Source organism: Streptomyces albus subsp. albus (assembly GCF_000719865.1).
GTDB classification, from domain to species: domain Bacteria; phylum Actinomycetota; class Actinomycetes; order Streptomycetales; family Streptomycetaceae; genus Streptomyces; species Streptomyces albus_E.
The window spans coordinates 1-18590 of the sequence record NZ_JOID01000051.1 but is presented as its reverse complement, the minus strand read 5'-3'; the positions used below and the strand labels follow the sequence as shown (position 1 = coordinate 18590).

17 protein-coding genes are annotated in these 18590 nt (G+C 72.6%); 4 read left to right on the top strand and 13 right to left on the bottom strand.

The annotated features are described in order from the left end of the window. Positions 1-667 precede the first annotated feature (667 nt). The 6 genes from IF83_RS0128705 to IF83_RS0128680 all read right to left on the bottom strand — a co-directional run bounded on the left by IF83_RS0128705 (position 668) and on the right by IF83_RS0128680 (position 7587). Positions 668-1327 carry a LysE family translocator gene (locus IF83_RS0128705; protein WP_030549175.1) on the bottom strand — a complete coding sequence of 220 codons (660 nt, stop codon included), beginning with the start codon at positions 1325-1327 and terminating at the stop codon, positions 668-670. 273 nt (positions 1328-1600) lie between these two features. Next, positions 1601-2698 carry a porphobilinogen synthase gene (hemB, locus tag IF83_RS0128700; RefSeq protein ID WP_078843993.1) on the bottom strand — a complete coding sequence of 366 codons (1098 nt, stop codon included), beginning with the start codon at positions 2696-2698 and terminating at the stop codon, positions 1601-1603. Beyond that, positions 2695-4362: a bifunctional uroporphyrinogen-III C-methyltransferase/uroporphyrinogen-III synthase gene (locus tag IF83_RS0128695; RefSeq protein ID WP_030549173.1), complete on the bottom strand. Its 1668-nt coding sequence runs from the start codon at positions 4360-4362 to the stop codon at positions 2695-2697. The genes hemB and IF83_RS0128695 overlap by 4 nt, the downstream gene beginning before the upstream one ends. Beyond that, entirely contained in the window at positions 4359-5432 is a 1074-nt protein-coding gene (hemC, locus tag IF83_RS0128690; protein WP_394297396.1) for a hydroxymethylbilane synthase, read from the bottom strand. Before hemC ends, IF83_RS0128695 begins: the two co-directional genes overlap by 4 nt. Further along, complete coding sequence (locus IF83_RS0128685) at positions 5429-6826, bottom strand: glutamyl-tRNA reductase (RefSeq protein ID WP_030549168.1); 1398 nt, start codon at positions 6824-6826, stop codon at positions 5429-5431. Before IF83_RS0128685 ends, hemC begins: the two co-directional genes overlap by 4 nt. Beyond that, a complete protein-coding gene (locus tag IF83_RS0128680) occupies positions 6823-7587 on the bottom strand; it encodes a redox-sensing transcriptional repressor Rex (protein ID WP_030549167.1) in 765 nt (254 codons plus the stop codon). Before IF83_RS0128680 ends, IF83_RS0128685 begins: the two co-directional genes overlap by 4 nt. 600 nt (positions 7588-8187) lie before the next feature. Here IF83_RS0128680 and IF83_RS0128675 point away from each other — a divergent pair. The 4 genes from IF83_RS0128675 (at position 8188) to IF83_RS0128660 (ending at position 12139) form a co-directional block, all read left to right on the top strand. Next, complete coding sequence (locus IF83_RS0128675; protein WP_030549166.1) at positions 8188-8463, top strand: glutaredoxin family protein; 276 nt, start codon at positions 8188-8190, stop codon at positions 8461-8463. Positions 8464-8629: 166 nt separating this feature from the next. Continuing rightward, entirely contained in the window at positions 8630-9577 is a 948-nt protein-coding gene (locus tag IF83_RS0128670; RefSeq protein ID WP_030549165.1) for an HAD family hydrolase, read from the top strand. Between the two features lie 305 nt (positions 9578-9882). Beyond that, entirely contained in the window at positions 9883-10677 is a 795-nt protein-coding gene (locus IF83_RS0128665) for an ECF subfamily RNA polymerase sigma factor, BldN family (protein ID WP_030549164.1), read from the top strand. A gap of 244 nt (positions 10678-10921) precedes the next feature. After that, positions 10922-12139 (top strand): DUF5667 domain-containing protein, encoded by a 1218-nt coding sequence (locus IF83_RS0128660; RefSeq protein WP_030549163.1) that lies wholly within the window; start codon positions 10922-10924, stop codon positions 12137-12139. A gap of 223 nt (positions 12140-12362) precedes the next feature. Here the strand turns inward: IF83_RS0128660 and IF83_RS0128655 are convergent, their stop codons facing one another. From IF83_RS0128655 to IF83_RS0128630, 7 genes are all read right to left on the bottom strand, one after another. After that, complete coding sequence (locus tag IF83_RS0128655) at positions 12363-13427, bottom strand: lysophospholipid acyltransferase family protein (RefSeq protein WP_030549162.1); 1065 nt, start codon at positions 13425-13427, stop codon at positions 12363-12365. 14 nt (positions 13428-13441) lie between these two features. After that, positions 13442-14560, bottom strand: a complete 1119-nt coding sequence (locus IF83_RS0128650) for an NAD-dependent epimerase/dehydratase family protein (RefSeq protein WP_051723509.1) — start codon at positions 14558-14560, stop codon at positions 13442-13444. 288 nt (positions 14561-14848) lie between these two features. Next, positions 14849-14947: a 30S ribosomal protein bS22 gene (locus tag IF83_RS32720; RefSeq protein ID WP_003948845.1), complete on the bottom strand. Its 99-nt coding sequence runs from the start codon at positions 14945-14947 to the stop codon at positions 14849-14851. Positions 14948-15058: 111 nt separating this feature from the next. Further along, the gene (locus IF83_RS0128645) at positions 15059-15268 is read right to left on the bottom strand and encodes a helix-turn-helix domain-containing protein (RefSeq protein WP_019707698.1); all 210 of its coding nucleotides are present in this window, start codon (positions 15266-15268) and stop codon (positions 15059-15061) included. A 128-nt stretch (positions 15269-15396) separates the two neighbouring features. Next, complete coding sequence (locus IF83_RS0128640) at positions 15397-16227, bottom strand: phosphatase (RefSeq protein ID WP_030549159.1); 831 nt, start codon at positions 16225-16227, stop codon at positions 15397-15399. 235 nt (positions 16228-16462) lie between these two features. Continuing rightward, positions 16463-17635 carry an acetoin utilization protein AcuC gene (locus tag IF83_RS0128635; RefSeq protein ID WP_030549157.1) on the bottom strand — a complete coding sequence of 391 codons (1173 nt, stop codon included), beginning with the start codon at positions 17633-17635 and terminating at the stop codon, positions 16463-16465. Positions 17636-17716: 81 nt separating this feature from the next. Then, a complete protein-coding gene (locus tag IF83_RS0128630; RefSeq protein WP_051723508.1) occupies positions 17717-18415 on the bottom strand; it encodes an HAD family hydrolase in 699 nt (232 codons plus the stop codon). Positions 18416-18590: the final 175 nt, after the last annotated feature.

Below are 18590 nucleotides of genomic sequence, written 5' to 3'. Positions count from 1 at the left end.
GCCACGCCATCGCATTTCCAACCGACCCCGGCGGCATAAGGCCCCGGATAGACGACCGACCACGGGCCAACCCCCGGCACGGATGCCGTAACCCCAGCCACAGCGACACCCGCCGGACCGCGACGCACCCGCCACCACCACCGCGCCGCCCACCCGGCGCCCGAACCCCCACCAGGACGACACCCGACAGCCCGCAACGTACCCGCAGGCCGGGGTTCCGGCCCCCGCACCCGGTGATGCGGCAATACAGCGACCCAGCGCCCGACACCCGACACCCAGCGCCCGACACTCGACGCCCGGCACCCGACACCCAGCGCCCGACACTCGACGCCCGACACTCGACGCCCGGCACCCGACACCCAGCGCCCGACACTCGACGCCCGGCACCCGACACCCGGCACCCGGCGGCCTCGGCTACCCAGCCCTCAGCCGCTCAGCCGCTCAGCACCCAGGCACCCAGGCACCCAGGCACCCAGGCACCCAGGCACCCAGATCCTCAGCAGCCCAGCAGTCCGGTAACCACCATCCGGGCCTTCGCCTACGCTCCCGGGGCGTCAAGCCCGTCCCCGCCCCCGGTTCCCGGCCCGCGTCCGGGACGGGGCCGTTCCCCACCAACCGACCCTGCGGACTCCCGTGGACGAACACGAACCCCTGTCCCCCGAGTCGGCTACTCCTTCCGGCCGGTCACAGCCACGGTGACGCCGAGGCCGATCATCGCGAACCCGCCCGCTCCACCGATCAGAGAGAGTCGCTTCGGCGAGTGGGCGAACCAGCTTCGCGCGGCGGCAGCAGCCAACCCCCACACGCTGTCGCAGAGGACCGCGATGACGTTGAAGACGAAGCCGAGCAGCATCATCTGGACTGCGGCGTATCCCTGGCCGCGGTCGACGAACTGGGGCAGCACAGCGGCGAAGAACACGATGGTCTTGGGGTTGGCCACGCCGACCGCGAACCCTTCCCACAACGTGCGTCGCAGACCACCGCGCAGGGGTCCGTCACTGGCGCACGACGACGGCAGCGCTTCCGCCGCCACGGGCACAGCCCGCTGCCGCACCGCCCGGACGCCGAGGTACACCAGATACGCGGCACCGGCAAGCTTCAACGCCGTGAAGACCACGACCGACCGTTCCACGACCGCCCCGACCCCGAGGGCCACGGCCACGACGAGGGCAGAGGACCCCAGCGTGTTTCCCGCGACGGTGGCCAGCGCGGCGCGGCGCCCCTGCGCCAGCGCCCGCCCGATCACGAAGAGCACACTGGGGCCCGGAACCACGATCAGCAGAAAGGACATGGCCGCGAACGCCAGGAGCCGGTCGGTGGACACCATGGGGATCACGCAACACGAGAACCGCTCACACGTCCAGACCGCTCACACGTCCAGACCGCTCACGGCCTGGCCCCCGCGAACCCGGGCCGCCCACACGCCCATTCCGTCGCCGACGTCATCCACCGGCCGGCCTCACGCCCGTCCCGCCCACCTCGCCCGGCCCTGCCTCGCCCCGGCGAACGCCCGGGCCCGTCCTCGCCGGGCGAACCGAGCGGGGACGGGCCCGAAGTGCCCCGTCACAGAGCTGTGGTTACTCCCCCGTCGCTCCCCCGGTCACTCCCCCCGGGCCAGCCGCTGCGCGGCCTCCACCGCCCAGTACGTGAGGATCATGTTCGCCCCGGCGCGCTTCGCGCCCGTGAGGGTCTCCATGATGGTGCGGTCGCGCTCGATCCAGCCGTTGGCCGCCGCGGCCTCGATCATGGCGTACTCCCCGGACACCTGATACGCAGCGACCGGCACGTCCACCGCGTCCGCGACCCGGCGCAGCACGTCCAGATACGGCAGCGCGGGCTTGACCATCACGATGTCCGCGCCCTCCGCCAGGTCCAGCGCCAGCTCTCGAAGCGATTCACGCGCATTCGCCGGGTCCTGCTGGTATGTCTTCCGGTCGCCCTTCAGCGACGAGTCGACGGCCTCCCGGAACGGGCCGTAGAAGGCCGAGGCGTACTTGGCCGTGTAGGCGAGGATCGAGACGTCCTGGTATCCCGCGCCGTCCAGCGCCTCCCGGACGACCTTCACCTGGCCGTCCATCATGCCGCTGGGACCCACCACATGGACCCCGGCCTCCGCCTGCACCCGCGCCATCTCGGCGTAGCGCTCCAGCGTCGCGTCGTTGTCGACCCGGCCCGCCGCGTCCACGACGCCGCAGTGCCCGTGGTCCGTGAACTCGTCCAGGCACAGGTCCGACATCACCACGAGGTCGTCGCCGACCTCCGCCTTCACGTCCCGGATGGCGACCTGGAGGATGCCCTCCGGGTCGGTCCCCGCCGTGCCGCAGGCGTCCTTCTCCAGCGGCACCCCGAAGAGCATGATCCCGCCGAGTCCCGCCTCGACCGCCCCGGCGGCGGCCTTCCGCAGGCTGTCCCGGGTGTGCTGGACGACGCCCGGCATGGAGGACACCGGTACCGGCTCGCCGATCCCCTCCCGCACGAAGGCGGGAAGGATCAGCTCCGCGGGGTGCAGCCGGTGCTCGGCGACCATGCGGCGCATCGCCGGGCTGGTCCGCAGCCGGCGCGGCCGGACTCCCAGGTGCTCCAGCCCGACCGTGCCCGCCTGCGCCCGGCCGGTCTGTTCCCGGTCCGCCTGTGCCCAGGCTCCCTGCACCCGGTCGTCCTGCGCCCGGCCTGCCTCTACCTGGCGGTTGCTGCTCATGAAGTGGCGCGCCTCCTGCGCGATCCGGGCCTGCGCTCGCTCGGACGGGTGACGGGGTCGCCGGCCTCGATGGCGGCCGCCCGGCGCTTGGCGCCGAAGTCGGCGAGCGCCTCGGCGAGCCGGGTGACGGACGGCTCGGGCGACAGGACGTCGACCCGCAGGCCGTGCTCCTCCGCCGTCTTGGCGGTCGCCGGGCCGATGCAGGCGATGACGGTGACGTTGTGCGGCTTGCCGGCGATGCCGACGAGGTTCCGCACGGTGCTGGAGGAGGTGAAGAGGACGGCGTCGAAGCCGCCGCTCTTGATGGCCTCCCGGGTCTCGGCGGGCGGCGGCGAGGCACGCACGGTCCGGTAGGCCGTGACGTCGTCCACCTCCCAGCCCAGTTCGATGAGCCCGGCCACCAGGGTCTCGGTGGCGATGTCGGCGCGCGGCAGGAAGACGCGGTCGATCGGGTCGAACACCGGGTCGTACGGCGGCCAGTCCTCCAGAAGCCCGGCGGCCGACTGCTCACCGCTCGGCACCAGGTCGGGCTTCACGCCGAACTCGATCAGCGACTTGGCGGTCTGGTCGCCCACCGCCGCGACCTTGATCCCGGCGAAGGCGCGGGCGTCGAGCCCGTACTCCTCGAACTTCTCCCGGACGGCCTTGACGGCGTTGACCGAGGTGAAGGCGATCCACTCGTAGCGGCCGGTGACCAGGCCCTTGACCGCGCGTTCCATCTGCTGCGGGGTGCGCGGCGGTTCGACGGCGATGGTCGGCACCTCGCTGGGCACCGCGCCGTAGGAGCGGAGCTGGTCGGAGAGGGACGCGGCCTGCTCCTTGGTCCGCGGCACCAGGACCTGCCAGCCGAAGAGCGGCTTGGACTCGAACCAGGAGAGCTGGTCCCGCCGGGCGTCGCAGCTGTGCTCGCCGACGACGGCTATGACCGGCTGCCCGCCGTCCGCCGAGGGCAGCACCTTGGCGGCCTTGAGCACCTGCCCGATGGTGCCCAGCGTGGCGGTCCAGGTGCGCTGGCGGGTCGTCGTACCGGCGATGGTGACGGCCATCGGGGTGTCGGGCTTCCGCCCGCCCGCGACCAGTTCGGCGGCCGCGGCCGCGACGGTCTCCAGGGTGGTGGAGACGACGGCCGTGGCGTCGCTGGAGCCGACCTCGGTCCAGCACCGCTCGGAGGCCGTGGCGGCGTCGACGAACCGGACGTCGGCGCCCTGCGCGGAACGCAGCGGCACACCGGCGTACGCGGGCACGCCCACGGCGGTCGCCACTCCGGGCACGACTTCGAAGACGATGCCCTCGGCGGAGCAGGCGAGCATCTCCCCGGCGGCGTCGCCGTCGAGGCCGGGGTCGCCGCAGAGCGCACGCACCACCCGCTTGCCGCTCCGTGCGGCCTCCATGACAAGATTGACGGCATCCTCCAAGGCGTACACCGCCGAAGAGTTTGACGTGCCGTCATGCGCCCGCAACTGCGGGATGTCCACCCCTGCGCGCGCGTGGGCGGTCACCACGTCGAGCACCTGCGGGTCGGCGACCAGCACGTCCGCGTGGGCGAGCGCCTCCACGGCGCGCAGCGTCAGCAGTCCCGGGTCTCCGGGCCCGGCACCGAGGAAGGTGACGTGACCGAGGGGCGACTGGTGCGCGGAACGGAGATTTACGGCGGTGGGGCTCACAGTGCTCGCTCCCCCATAAGACCGGCCGCACCCTTGGCGAGCATCTCGGCGGCGAGTTCGCGGCCGAGAGCCGCGGCGTCGTCGAGCGACGAGGGTACGGGACCGGTGGTGGACAGCTGCACCAGCGTCGAGCCGTCGGTCAGGCCGACGACGCCGCGCAGGCGCATTTCGGTGACAGTCTGCCCGTCGCCCAACAGGTCGGCCAGCGCCCCGACAGGTGCGCTGCAGCCGGCCTCCAGGGCGGCGAGCAGGGAACGCTCGGCGGTCACGGCGGCCCGCGTGTGCGGGTCGTCGAGCTCGGCGAGCCGGGCCGCGAGGTCGGCGCCGTACACCTGGTGCACGGCGGCGCACTCGACGGCCAGCGCCCCCTGGCCGGGAGCGGGCAGGACGGCGTCGACGGGCAGCTTCTGCGTCGCCTCGCCGATGCGGCCGACCCGGTTGAGGCCGGCGGTGGCGAGGACGACCGCGTCGAGTTCGCCGGAACGCACGAATCCGATGCGGGTGTCGACGTTGCCCCGGATCGGCACGGTCTCGACCGCGCCCCCCAGTGCGGCGGCCCAGCCGTTGAGCTGCGCCATGCGGCGCGGCGAGCCGGTGCCGATCCGCGCGGCCGGGCGGCCGTCGCGGCCGAGCGCGGCCAGTTCCTCGAAGGTGAGGCCGTCGCGCGCCACCAGGGCGTCGCGCGGGTCCTCGCGGACTGGTACGGCCGCCACGACGAGGTCGTCGGGCTGGGTGGTCGGCAGGTCCTTCAGGGAGTGGACCGCGAGGTCGATCTCCCCGGCGAGCAGTGCGTCGCGCAGGGCGGAGACGAAGACGCCGGTGCCGCCGATCTGCGCGAGGTGCTCACGGGAGACGTCGCCGTAGGTGGTGATCTCGACGAGCTCCACCGGGCGTCCGGTCAGGTCGCTGATGGCGTCCGCCACCATCCCGGACTGGGCCATGGCGAGCTTGCTGCGCCGGGTGCCGAGCCGGAGCGGCCCGCTGCCCTGGAGGGTGCCGGCGGCCACCGTGGTGGTGCCGGTGGTGCTGGTGCTGCTGGTGGTGGTGCTCATGGTGCCCTTGTCGGTCATGCCCGCTCCCGTTCGGAGTCGCCGCTGTCGGCCCGGCTGACGGCGGCGACCGCCTTGGGGTCGAGGTCGAAGAGTTCACGCAGCGCGTCCGCGTACCCGGCGCCGCCGGGCTCGCCCGCGAGCTGCTTGACCCGCACGGTGGGCGCGTGCAGGAGCTTGTCGACGACACGGCGCACGGTCTGGGTGATCTCGGCGCGCTCCTTGTCGTCCAGGCCGGGAAGACGGCCGTTGAGCCGGGCCATCTCGCTCCGGACCACATCGGCGGCCATGGTGCGCAGGGCCACCACGGTGGGGGTGATGTGGGCGGCCCGCTGCGCGGCGCCGAAGGCCGCGACCTCCTCGGACACGATGGTCCGCACCCGGTCGACGTCGGCCGCCATCGGCGCGTCGGCGGAGGCCTCGGCGAGGGTCTCGATGTCCACGAGCCGCACGCCCCGGACGCGGTGCGCGGCGGGGTCGATGTCGCGCGGCATGGCCAGGTCCAGCAGCCGCAGCCCGGGACCACCCGGGGCGGCCGGCCCGGTCCTGGCGGCGAGGGCGTCCCGCAGGTCCTCGGCGGTCAGGACGAGTCCGGTGGCGCCGGTGCAGGAGACGACGACGTCGGCGCGCGCCAGCTCGGCCGGGACGCTCTCCATGGGGACGGCGCGCGCGGCCGGTCCGGCGGCGGCACCGGCCGCGGCCGCCGTCCGCGGCTCGGCCAGTCCGGCCGCGAGCCGCTCGGCCCGCTCCAGGGTGCGGTTGGCCACCGCGATCTCGCGGACGCCCGCGCGCGCGAGGGTCGCCGCCGCCAGGGACGACATGGATCCGGCGCCGATGACCAGCGCCCGCTTGCCCGCGGCCCAGTCGGTGACCTCCGCGGCTCCCTCGGCGGTGGCGAGCTCCGCCAGGCCGAAGGTGACGAGCGACTGACCGGCCCGGTCGATCCCGGTCTCGTTGTGGGCCCGCTTGCCGACCCGCAGGGCCTGCTGGAAGAGGTCGTTGAGCAGCCGTCCGGCGGTGTGCAGTTCCTGGCCGAGGGCGAGCGCGTCCTTGATCTGGCCGAGGATCTGCCCCTCGCCGACGACCATCGAGTCCAGCCCGCAGGCCACCGAGAACAGGTGGTGAACGGCCCGGTCCTCGTAGTGGACGTAGAGATACGGGGTGAGTTCGTCCAGCCCGACACCGCTGTGCACGGCGAGCTGCGTGGACAGCTCGGCGACACCGGCGTGGAACTTGTCCACGTCGGCGTAGAGCTCTATGCGGTTGCAGGTGGAGAGCACCGCGGCCTCCGCGGCCGGCTCGGCGGCGAGCGCGTCCTGGAGCAGCTTGCCGCGCGCCTCGGGGGCGAGGGCGGCCCGCTCCAGCACGCTGACCGGCGCGCTGCGGTGGCTCAGACCGACGACCAGGAGACTCATGCCGGCATCACGGCGGGGACGTCCCCGTCCGGTCCCTTTCCGCCGCCGGTACCGCCGCGGACGGCGGGCGCCGGGGACGCGGGGGCGGCCATGGCCTCCTCGCCGGCCTTGCGCTGCTCGTGGAAGGCGAGGATCTGCAGTTCTATCGAGAGGTCGACCTTGCGCACGTCCACCCCGTCGGGAACGGTGAGGACGGTGGGCGCGAAGTTGAGGATCGAGGTGACGCCGGCGGCGACGAGCCGGTCGCAGACCTGCTGGGCGGCGCCGGCGGGGGTCGCGATGACGCCGATCGAGACGCCGTTGTCCTCGATGATCGCTTCGAGTTCGTCGGTGTGCTTGACCGGCAGACCGGCCACGGGCTTGCCCGCCATGGACGGGTCGGCGTCGATGAGCGCGGCGACGCGGAACCCGCGGGAGGCGAAGCCGCCGTAGTTGGCGAGCGCGGCGCCGAGGTTACCGATACCGACGATCACTACCGGCCAGTCCTGGGTCAGGCCGAGCTCGCGGGAGATCTGGTAGACGAGGTACTCGACGTCGTAGCCGACGCCCCGGGTGCCGTAGGAACCGAGGTACGAGAAGTCCTTGCGCAGCTTCGCGGAGTTGACCCCGGCCGCGGCCGCGAGTTCCTCCGATGAGACCGTGGGAACCGAGCGCTCGGACAGGGCCGTCAGAGCGCGCAGGTACAGCGGTAGACGGGCGACGGTGGCCTCGGGAATCCCTCGGCTTCGGGTCGCCGGTCGGTGCGTTCGGCCAGTTGCCACGGTGCTCCTGCGGGTAGAGCGAGGCTGTGGGCGGCCACGCCTCCGTGGACCGCCCGGTCTCTTGCAGGCTATGTCTTTGTGAACGTGTGCACAAAGATGGTGTCCGTTTTGTCCTCGCAAAGTGATCGGGCTCACGCGATGGAATCGCGCCACCGGGGAACCGGGCGCGGCGTTCACCGCGCCACCACATCGCGCCACCCACCGGGACACCGGCTCTCCACTCCCTCGCCACTCCGCCCCCCGAGCGCACCGGAACGGGGCCCGACGCCGGTGGAGCCCCGGCCGGTTCCCAGCGGTCGTACGGCGCCGGACCCCGCGGGCCGGCCGGGGCTCCACCGGCGGGTGAGCGGTGACCCGCCACCGGCCGAGCATGGCCGGATCGCGGTGGCCCGGTGGCCGGACCGGAAGCCTGCGGGCCACCTCCCGCACGCCCCACCGCTCCCCCACCTCACGCCTCACCACTCACCTCCTCCACGCCTCACCACTCACCTCCTCCACGCCTCACCACTCACCTCCTCCACGCCTCACCACTCACCTCCTCCACGCCTCACGCCTCACCTCCCCCGCACGGCGCCGCGCCCGCCCTGCACAATGCAGTCCATGAGCCCACTGCTGCGCCGCCCCCACCGCGACCCGGCCGACCGCGTTGTCACCCTGATCGGTAAGCCCGGCTGCCATCTGTGCGACGACGCCCGTGACGTCATCAGCGCCGTTTGCGAGGAACTCGGTGCCGCCTGGGAGGAGAAGGACATCACCCGGGACGAGGAGCTGTACCGCAAGTACTGGGAGCAGATCCCGGTGGTGCTCGTGGACGGCGCACAGCACGACTTCTGGCGGGTGAACCCGGACCGGCTGCGGAAGGCCCTGCACGGCTGAAGCGGCCTGGGCGGCTGACGGGGCCCGTCCGAGCCGGCGGCCGTGAGGCGGGGCCGGACCCCGGGAGGAACGCCCTCCGGGCAGGTCACGCCCGCGCCGGCGGATGTTCACGCACCGCCATTCTCCCGACTCCATGAGGGCATGATCAGTGACTATGCTCGACCGCATGGCCTCTCTCGGATGGCTCCCCCACCGCAAGCGTTCCGCCACGGCCCGCAGTGTCCTGGCCGGCGAGGCGGCGGCGGAGGCCGCACGCAAGACGTCGCTGGGGGTCGAGGCGGCCGAGGCCGCTGCGGAGGCCGCCGAGGCCGCCGAGGCCGAAGCGGAGTTCCCCGTCGTCGGGGACGTCCGCGCGGCCGCGTTCTTCGATCTGGACAACACCGTCATGCAGGGCGCGGCCCTGTTCCACTTCGGCCGCGGCCTCTACAAGCGGCAGTTCTTCAGCAAGCGGGAACTGGCCCGGTTCGCCTGGCAGCAGACCTGGTTCCGGCTGGCGGGTGTGGAGGACCCGGCCCACATGGAGGACGCCCGCGAGAGCGCGCTGTCCATCGTCCGCGGTCACCACGTCTCCGAACTGATGGAGATGGGCGAGGAGATCTACGACGAGTACATGGCCGGCCGGATCTGGCCCGGCACCCGGGCGCTGGCCCAGGCGCATCTCGACGCGGGCCAGAAGGTGTGGCTGGTCACCGCCGCCCCGGTGGAGGCCGCGACGATCATCGCCCGCAGGCTCGGCCTCACCGGCGCGCTGGGCACGGTCGCCGAGTCCGTCGACGGCGTCTACACCGGCCGGCTGGTGGGCGAGCCGCTGCACGGCCCCGCCAAGGCGGAGGCCGTACGGGCGCTGGCGCTGGCGGAGAGCCTGGACCTGACGCGCTGTGCCGCGTACAGCGACTCGCACAACGACATCCCGATGCTGTCGATCGTCGGGTATCCGTACGCGATCAATCCGGACACCAAACTGAAGCGGCACGCCCGGGAGCACGACTGGCGCCTGCGCGACTACCGCACCGCGCGCAAGGCGGCCAAGGTCGGCATCCCGGCGGCCGCGGGCGTGGGGGCCCTGGCGGGCGGCGCCGCGGCGGCGGCCGCCCTGCACCGCCGCCGGCGGTAGCGGAACCGCGCCCGCCGGCGTCGCACCGCCCGCGGCGGATCCGAACTGGATTCCGCGCATCGCCACATCCCGCACCGGAATCGGACAGAAGGTGCGGCAAAACAGTCACATCACGGGCATCGTTCGATATTCGATCGATCAGCATTCCATAAGGCACGGGAACTAATCGGCGATTTGAGCAACTAGGCGTAGCACTGCCTACACGAAGCGTTATTCTCCTCAGACGCAATAACGGTTCCCACGATCCCCTGCCGGGTGAACGGTTCCGCACTGCACGTGATGGAAGCTCTGCCTCTGGGAGTCCCGTGTACCCACATGTCGGGGTTGACGCCTCGGGCCTGGCCACACTCCGCGCCGCGGTCCTCGACCAGCTGCGCGGCCTCGTCCCCTCCGCCTGCCCCGTGCCGGCTCTCGCCGTCCCCGCCTTCGCCATGCCGTCCATCGCGGCCGGCGTTCCCGCCGCCGTCAACAGAAGAGTCCCGCTCACCTCCGGCGCCGCGGGCGCGGGGGGCGGCCGCACCTCCACCGCCCGCCGCCCCGCGGCCGACGGCGAGAGCCGCCGCATGATGGACCTCGTCGAGCGGGCCCAGGACGGGGAGGCCGAAGCCTTCGGCCGCCTCTACGACCAGTACGCCGACACCGTGTACCGCTACGTCTACTACCGCGTCGGCAGCAGGGCCACCGCCGAGGACCTCACCAGCGAGACGTTCCTCCGCGCGCTGCGCCGCATCTCCACCTTCACCTGGCAGGGCCGGGATTTCGGCGCCTGGCTGGTGACGATCGCGCGCAACCTCGTCGCCGACCACTTCAAGTCCAGCCGCTTCCGGCTCGAGATCACCACCGGCGAGATGCTCGACGCGAACGAGGTCGAGCGCAGCCCGGAGGACTCCGTCCTGGAATCCCTCTCCAACGCCACACTGCTGGACGCCGTCCGCCGGCTCAACCCGCAGCAGCAGGAGTGCGTGACCCTCCGCTTCCTCCAGGGCATGTCGGTCGCGGAGACGGCGCGGGCGATGGGCAAGAACGAAGGCGCCATCAAGACCCTGCAGTACCGGGCCGTTCGCACCCTCGCGCGCCTGCTGCCCGAGGACGCCCGCTGACCGGTCCGGCCGCACACGCCCAGCCCGCAGCCTCCGCCGGACGGAGCAGCGCACGCCCCCCGGCGTGGAACGACCGCCGTTCCCGCGTAACCCCATCGCGGAGCCGCTCGTTGTGCGGAATGCAGACTCCCAGCGGTTGCGCCATGCTTGCTACGCATCACTCTTTCGAGTGGTCGTGCTCAAGTCCGGCAACCGCCCCCATCGGCCCGGGAGTCGCAGCTGATGAGGAGAGGAGGTGCCGCCTGTGATCGGATCCGTATCGGCGCACCGGCGGGCGAACGCCTTCGCCGAAGCCCTGGACGAGCAGCGGCCCGAACCACCGGCGGACGACCCCGAGCTGGGGAGACTGCTGGCCCTGGCCACCGGGCTCGGCGAACTGCCGGCGCCCCGGCTGGACCCGGAGGTCAGAACGGTCCAACGGGCCCGGCTGGTCGCGGCCATGGAAGCCATGCTCGCCAACGGGGCCGAGGGCTCCGGGAGCGAGGAGAGCGGCGCCGCACCCGCGTCCGTGCCCGGCCAGCGCTCCGGCGCGCACGCCCGCCGCCGGAAGCGGCTCGGCAGGCTGCGCCCGCGCTCGCGCTGGTCCAAGGGCCTGGCGGCCGGCGGGCTGACGGTGGGCGTCGCTGCCGGGGCGTTCGGCGGAGTGGCGGCCGCCAGCTCCGACGCGCTGCCCGGCGATTCGCTGTACGGCCTCAAGCGCGGCATGGAAGACCTGAAGCGCGGCATGGCCGACGACGACCGCGAAACGGGCAAGCTCTACCTCGACCAGGCCTCCACCCGGCTGCGCGAGGCGGACCGGCTCATGGAGCGCGGCCGCGCGGGCGATCTGGACGAGGAGTCCCTCGGCGAGATCCGCCGTGCCCTCGCGGGCATGCGGCACGACGCCGCCGAGGGCCACCGTCTGCTCAGCTCCGTCTACCGGCGGAACGGCTCGCTGGCCCCCATTGAGGCACTGGACTCCTTCACCCGCACGCACGGCGAGGGATGGCGCTCGCTCAGCAGCCGGCTGCCGCACCAACTCGTCGATGTGCGCGACGGCGTGACGGCCGTCATGGAGGCCATAGAGCGCGAGTTGGGCCCGCTGAAGTCCCTGCTGCCCGGCCCTCCGGACACCGGCGGCCCCGATGCCCGGGACTCCTCCGGCCGCTCCGCGCTCCCGACCGGGCCGGAGAGCGGGCCTCAGCAGTCGGCAACGCCCGGCACCGGCCCGTCGGAGAGCGGCGCGAGCGGGACCGAGCCGCTGCCCTCGGGCTCCGGTCCGGGATCCGGCTCCGAGGAGGAACGGGAGGAGGGACTCATCGGCGGCACGGGCGATCTGCTCGACCCGCCCGAGACCGGCGCTCCGTCCGCTCCCTCCGGCGACGACGGGGAGGAAACCCCGCAGGAACCGGACATCACCATCCCGCCCCTGTTCCCGGGCCTGCTCTCGGACTTCGGCTTCGACGAGGACGCCACGAGCTAGCGGCTCCCCACGGACGGCACCGCCATGCCGCCCCCGGGCCCCTTCCGGCACCCGCCGGGAGGGGCCCGGGGCGTACACGGAACCGGCCGTCGGCCACGGGCCGCCGACTCGGAGCAGTGCAGGCTCGAAGCAGCACCGGACCGGGAGAAAAAGCAGGCCTGCGGCCCGGCCGGGCGGGACGGCACCGGCCCCGCTCAGAAAAACCGGAGCACCGGTGGCCCGGTCAGAAGAACACCGAGCGGCGCTCGACCAGGAGCTTGTACAGGGTGTGCTGGATGGTCTCCCGCACCTGGTCGGTGAGGTTGAACATCAGCATCGGGTCCTCCACGGCCTCCGGCGCGTACCCGTCCGTGGGAATCGGCTCGCCGAACTGGATCGTCCACTTCGTCGGCAGCGGCACGGCACCCAGCGGGCCCAGCCAGGGGAAGGTCGGCGTGACCGGGAAGTACGGCAGCCCCAGCAGCCGGGCGACCGTGCGGGCGTTGCCGACCATCGGATAGATCTCCTCCGCACCGACGATCGAGCACGGCACGATCGGGACCCCGGCCCGCAGCGCCGTGGAGACGAAACCGCCGCGCCCGAACCGCTGGAGTTTGTAGCGCTCCGAGAAGGGCTTGCCGATGCCCTTGAAGCCCTCGGGCATCACCCCGACCACCTCGCCGCGTTCCAGCAGCCGTTCGGCGTCCTCGGCGCAGGCGAGGGTGTGACCGGCCTTGCGCGCCAGCTCGTTGACGAACGGCAGCATGAAGACCAGATCGGCCGCCAGCAGCCGCAGGTTCCGCCCGGCCGGATGGTTGTCGTGGACCGCGACCTGCAGCATCAGGCCGTCCAGCGGCAGCGTCCCGGAGTGGTTGCAGACGACGAGCGCCCCGCCCTCGCCGGGAATGTTCTCGATGCCCCGCACCTCGACCCGGAAGTACTTCTCGTACACCGGCCGCAGCGCCGACATCAGGACGTGCTCGGTGAGGTCCTCGTCGTATCCGAACTCGTCCACCTCGTACTCGCCGGTGACGCGGCGGCGGAGGAACGCCAGGCCGTGCGCGAGACGGCGTTCCCAGCCGCCCGCTCCGTGCCCCTCCGGCGGTTCCGGGGCGCCGCCGTGTCCGCCCTCGTCACCGGGACCGCTCCCGGCTCCGTCCCCGCCGTGAACGGCGCTCAGCGGCGGCTCGCCCGCCTCGGGGCCGCCGCTGCCGGTGGTCCGTCTCCGCCCGGTGCGGCGTCGCGCCGCACGCTCGCCCGCCCCTCGGGGCCGGTCCTCACCGAACGGGATGACCTTGGCGTCCGCCATGCTGGATGCGCTCCTCAGGTGGCGTGGGATCGATGGTGACCGTCACCGCCCGAGGCGTCCGCCGGCTGGTCCAGCAGCGCCTCGGCGAGACGGTCGACGGAGTGGGCGAGCCGCTCCGGCGGCAGCAGCCCGGGCTTCCGGCTGCGCGCGAAGTCGGCGAACGTCTCGGCCGTCGTGTACGCGGGCTCGAACCCCAGGGTCTGCCGCATCTCGGTGGTCCGGACGACCCGGCCGTGGGTCAGCAGCCGCACCTGCTCCGGCGAGAAGTCCGTCATACCGACGACGCGCAGGGCCGAGCGGACCCAGCCGAGGGCCGGCAGCAGCAGCGGCAGGGTCGGCTTGCCCAGTCTGCGGGCGGTCTGGGACAGCAACAGCACCCCGTCGCCCGCGATGTTGAAGGTGCCGCTGTTGAGCGTGCCCCGCCGGGGCTCCGAGGAGGCGATCCGCAGCACCTCCATCACGTCCTCCTCGTGGACGAACTGGAGCCGCGGGTCGTACCCGAGGACCGTCGGCAGCACGGGAAGGGAGAAGTACTCGGCGAGGGGGGTATCGGCGTGCGGCCCGAGGATGTTGGCGAAGCGCAGCACGCACACCGCCACATCGGGGCGCCGCCGGGCGAAGCCCCGGACATAGCCCTCGACCTCGACGGTGTCCTTCGCGAAGCCTCCGCTGGGCAGCGACTTGGGCGGGGTGGACTCGTCGAAGACGGCCGGGTCGCGCGGCGCCGAGCCGTACACGTTGGTGCTGGACTTCACCACGAGCCGCTGCACGGACGGCGCCTTCTGGCAGGCACCGAGCAGCTGCATCGTGCCGATGACGTTGGTTTCCTTGAGCGTTGCCCGGCCCCGGGGGTTCCTGCCGGAGCCCGGGCCGGAGCCGACGCCGAAGGTGGGGGCCGGTGTGCCGGTGACGTCCAGATGGACGACCGTGTCCACGGCGTGTTCGGCGAGCACCCTGGCGATGGTGGGCTGCCGGATGTCGGCCTGGACGAACTCGGCCCCGCCCAAGTGGCGTTCGGGCCGCACGGAGTCCACGGCGATCACCCGGGCGACGTCGGGCTCCCGCTGGACGCGCCGTACGAAGCGGCCCGCGAGCTGCCGGGCGGCACCGGTGACGAGCACGACCTTGCCCAATATCCGCGCCTTCCTTCCGACCGTGGTCAGGCGGTGATGGTTCTGCGGTGTGGTTCTTTCCGTCACCGTATCCCGTGGTCGTCGCCCTGTGACGGCCCCGGGCACGGGAAGCGGCCATTTCCCGGAACATGGCGCGCGGAACGGCACCGAGCAACGGGCTGAACAACAGGCGCGGCGGGGCAGGCACACACACGGGGCGGCACAGCGCCGAAAAGCAGCGCCGAAAAGCAGAGCCGCCCTCCCGCCGTAGAGGCGGAAGGGCGGCTGACGTTCTGCGTCGCCCGCTGACTACTTCTTGTTGCGACGCTGAACGCGGGTGCGCTTGAGCAGCTTGCGGTGCTTCTTCTTGGCCATCCGCTTGCGCCGCTTCTTGATAACAGAGCCCACGACTACCCTCGCTTACTTCGAATCACTCGGTGCGGGGCGTCCGAGCCCACACTACCTACGTCGGCCCAGCCTACCCGCCGCCGCGTGATGGACGTAATCCGAGGGGCGCCGTCAGGCGGTCTCCACCCCCACATAGGACTCGCGGAGGTATTCGTGGACCGCCTGCTCCGGGACGCGGAAGGACCTCCCCACCCGGATGGCAGGCAGATGACCGCTGTGCACCAGGCGGTACACGGTCATCTTCGACACTCGCATCACCGCGGCGACTTCCGCCACGGTCAGGAACACGACCTCGTTGAGAGGCCTTTCGCCACCAGCCATAGAGACACCTGAACCTTCCGCACCTGACGGTCACCGGCTTCCCCTCCGGTGACTCCTTGTCGCTGCGCGCTCACTCCCAGAGTAGGGGCGGGTGGTACGAGTGGGGAAGAGGAGCAGCGTTCGCTCTCCTACTGGGACAGACACGCCCGATTGAGTACATAGCGCGTAAGCGGCCGGTAGTAAGCGGACCGCACGGCGTCATCAAGCGGAACGGCGACCGCGACCGTCCCCTCGGCCTCCCCCACAAACGGCGCGGGGTCGTCCGCGTCGGCCGGCCCCATGGCCGCGATACCCAGCTGACCTGCGCCGCAGATCCAGCCGTGGTCCCCGATCACCAGCGCCGGCAACGGCCCGGAGGAGCGTGCGGCGGCGGCGAGAACCATACGAACCGGGAGCGGCGAATGGCTGTGCGCACCGGTCCCCGCACCGGGCTCCGGCCCGCCGATTTCCCGGACGAGGGCGACCCCGCGGACGTAGTCGACGCGGTGCGTGCGTAGACCGAACCGGGTCGTTATGTCGATACATTGCCCCTGCGCCGGGCTGAGGACGGCACATCCCGCCGCCGAGAGGGCCGCCGCCAAAGAGGCGTAGAAGTCCAGGAGCCGGTGCGGATGACCGGTCCCGAACAGCACCGGGAGGCGGGCCCGGGCGGCCGCGGCGAGCCGGTCCGCGAAGGCGTCCAGGGCCGCGAGCGTCCGGTCGGGGTCGATGGTCTCGGGGCCGACCGTATAGGAGGGATCGCCGGAGACTCCACACCGGTCGGCCATCAGCCGCAGCAACTCCCGCCGGCCCCAGTCGCCTTCCGGATCGAGCCCGAGCAGCAGCCGTGGGTCGCGGGCGGCGAAGAGGCGGTAGCTGCGCAGGCTTCGCTCGCGCGGCGTGGCCACGGTTCCCGCCAGCCGGGCCGCCGGCAGATACGCGCGCAGTTCGCCACGGGTCGGCGCACTGGGTCCCGGCACACTGGACTCCGGTCCGCCCGGGTCCGGCGCACCGGCATTCGGCTCCGGGGACGTCACCACGCGCTCATGCTGTCGTACGGGCCCCGGCCCCGCCCCCGTATCGGGAAGACCTCCCACGACCGGCCCAGCGGGCGGGCGTTACGGCCGCCGCGGCGCTGCGGCACGAGGGGCGCTACGGCACGCGCCGCCGGCTGTGCCATACGGAGGGCGGCTGGGTCTTACGGCGGGGCGGCCGTCACGGCAGCAGCCCGTGGGCCGGGAACACCGCGCGGCGTGTGGCGAGCACCGCCTGGTCCAGCCGGTCGGCCGGGTCGTAGCCGCCGTCCTCGAAGTCGCGCCACCACGGTTCGCGCCCGTCGGTCATCCGCCGCGGCGCCAGTTGCCGGGTCTTCGCGTAGACCTCCTGCCGCCAGTCCTCGGGTGTCTCCGCCGTGGGGTCGATGGGACGGCCGGCGGCGATCGCCACCAGGTGGGTCCAGGACCGCGGCACGACCTCCGCGACGGCGTATCCGCCGCCGCCAAGGGCGACCCAGCGCCCGGCCGCGTGCTCGTGCGCGAGGTCGTGGCAAGCCGCCTGCACGGCACGCTGTGCGTCGAGACTGACGGCGAGATGAGCGAGGGGGTCCTCGAAGTGTGTGTCCGCGCCGTGCTGGGTGACGAGCACCTGCGGGCGGAAGGCCGACAGCATCTCGGGAACCACCGCGTGGAAGGCGCGCAGCCAGCCGTCGTCGGTGGTTCCGGCGGGCAGCGCCACGTTGACCGCGCTGCCCTCGGCTCCCTCCCCGCCCGTCTCCTCCGGCCAGCCGGTCTGGGGGAAGAGGGTGCGCGGATGCTCGTGGAGGGAGATGGTCAGCACCCGGGGGTCGTCCCAGAACGCCGCTTGCACGCCGTCCCCGTGGTGTACGTCCACGTCGACGTAGGCGACGCGTTCGGCCCCGAGCTCCAGCAGCCGGGCGATGGCCAGGGCCGCGTCGTTGTAGATGCAGAAACCGGCGGCGGCGCCCGGCATGGCGTGGTGCAGGCCTCCGGAGAAGTTCACCGCGTGCTGGACGTCCCCCCGCCACACCGCCTCGGCCGCGCCCACGGACTGCCCGGCGATCAGTGCCGAGGTCTCGTGCATGCCGCTGAAGGCCGGATCGTCCTCGGTACCGAGACCGTACGAGCCGTCCGCCGAGGCGGGATCGGCCGAGGCACGGCGCACGGCCTCCACATAGTCGGCGCGGTGGACGAGCCGCAGCGTCGACTCACCGGCGGACCGGGCCGAGGTGACCCGCAGTTCACGGTCGAGCCCGAACGCCTCGACCAGGCGCATGGTCAGCGCGAGCCGCACCGGGTCCATCGGGTGGTCGGGGCCGAAGTCATAGCGGGTGACCGCCTCGTCCCACATCAGCTGCGCGCGACCGCTCATGCCAACCACCGTATCGGTCCCGTTGAGAGCCGAACCAAACGGGCGGCGTGGCGAGAGCGCGGATCCGGGGGCCCGGATGGCTCAGATGGCCGTACTCGCCTCGTCGTGCCCCCGCCCGTGCCGGTCCCGGGGCCCGTGCCCGAGCAGGAGCGGCAGTTCGGCGGGCGCGGAGAACAGGGCGGTCGCTTCCGCCAGTTCGCCCGCCGGGGTCAGGGCGGTGAAGCCGTAGACGTCCATGCCCGCGGCCACGGCCGCCCGTACACCGAGCGGGCTGTCCTCGACCACGGCACAGCGGCCCGGCGGGACGCCCATCGCGGCGGCCGCGTGCAGGAAGAGATCCGGCGCGGGCTTGCCGCGGCCGACGTCCTGGGCGCTGAAGATCCTCTCCTCGCCGAAGTGGTCGTACAGACCGGTGGTGGTGAGAGTGACGCGAATCCGCTCGTGGCTGCCGGAGGAGGCGACGCAGTACGGAACACCGGCCGCCGCCAGTCCCGCCAGTACGCCGTCCACGCCGGGGACGGGCCGGAGCCGGCGCCGGAACTCCTCGAAGACGCGTCGGTGGAAGGTCTCGTCGAAGTCGTCCGGCAGCCGCCGTCCGGAGCGCGCGAGGACGAGGTCGTGGACGCGGTGCATGGCGGAGCCCATGTAGTCGCGGAGGGAGTCCTCGTAGGTGGTGGGGTGGCCGAGCTCGGTCAGATACGCGGCGAGCGCCCGGTTCGAGATCGGCTCGCTGTCCACCAGCACCCCGTCGTTGTCGAATATGACCAGGTCGTAGCGCATGGGATTCACTGTAGAGACTCGCTGAAGAGCGGCGACGGGAAGGGAAGGGTCGAGACGGGCCGGGGAAAGCCCCATAAACGCGAGAAAGCCCTGCCGGGAACCGAAGTTCCCGACAGGGCTTTCACTTAAAAATTGTTCGGCGGCGTCCTACTCTCCCACAGGGTCCCCCCTGCAG

Bases quoted from the DNA above. Each gene is read 5' to 3' on its own strand.
- IF83_RS0128635 (WP_030549157.1), bottom strand. From the start codon at position 17,635: ATGAGCGGTCGCGCGCAGCTGATGTGGGACGAGGCGGTCACCCGCTAT.
- hemC (WP_394297396.1), bottom strand. From the start codon at position 5,432: ATGACCGACAAGGGCACCATGAGCACCACCACCAGCAGCACCAGCACC.
- IF83_RS0128645 (WP_019707698.1), bottom strand. From the start codon at position 15,268: ATGGCTGGTGGCGAAAGGCCTCTCAACGAGGTCGTGTTCCTGACCGTG.
- IF83_RS0128630 (WP_051723508.1), bottom strand. From the start codon at position 18,415: ATGCGCTACGACCTGGTCATATTCGACAACGACGGGGTGCTGGTGGAC.
- IF83_RS0128675 (WP_030549166.1), top strand. From the start codon at position 8,188: ATGAGCCCACTGCTGCGCCGCCCCCACCGCGACCCGGCCGACCGCGTT.
- IF83_RS0128705 (WP_030549175.1), bottom strand. From the start codon at position 1,327: ATGGTGTCCACCGACCGGCTCCTGGCGTTCGCGGCCATGTCCTTTCTG.
- IF83_RS0128670 (WP_030549165.1), top strand. From the start codon at position 8,630: ATGGCCTCTCTCGGATGGCTCCCCCACCGCAAGCGTTCCGCCACGGCC.
- hemB (WP_078843993.1), bottom strand. From the start codon at position 2,698: ATGAGCAGCAACCGCCAGGTAGAGGCAGGCCGGGCGCAGGACGACCGG.
- IF83_RS0128685 (WP_030549168.1), bottom strand. From the start codon at position 6,826: ATGAGTCTCCTGGTCGTCGGTCTGAGCCACCGCAGCGCGCCGGTCAGC.
- IF83_RS0128655 (WP_030549162.1), bottom strand. From the start codon at position 13,427: ATGGCGGACGCCAAGGTCATCCCGTTCGGTGAGGACCGGCCCCGAGGG.